General features: G+C 45.4%; 1 pseudogene. It reads left to right on the top strand.

Annotated elements, in window-relative coordinates:
* Window positions 1–75 precede the first annotated feature (75 nt).
* A pseudogene (locus V6260_RS18600) lies at window positions 76–249 on the top strand (VWA domain-containing protein); the annotation flags it as partial.

Raw genomic sequence — 249 nt, 5'->3', positions numbered from 1 at the left:
GCCCTTCATTTGGTAATGAGATTGGGTCATCTAACCATGTTGGAGTGGCAGCGGCAGTAACAAGTAATAACCAAATTACCAAATGAAGGGCGCGATATAATCTTAGCAGTTGACTTATCAGGCTCGATGACCGAACAAGACATGCCCTACAATGGCCAATATGTTGACCGCCTTACTATGGTAAAAGCCGTACTCAGTTACTTTATAGAGCAGCGCCAAGGCGACAGGCTTGGGCTGATATTATTTGGC

The sequence above is a fragment of the Pseudoalteromonas aliena genome (genome assembly GCF_038155085.1).
Classification (GTDB): domain Bacteria; phylum Pseudomonadota; class Gammaproteobacteria; order Enterobacterales; family Alteromonadaceae; genus Pseudoalteromonas; species Pseudoalteromonas aliena_A.
The sequence above is the reverse complement of the archived record's forward strand: the minus strand, read 5'-3'. Positions and strand labels throughout refer to the sequence as shown.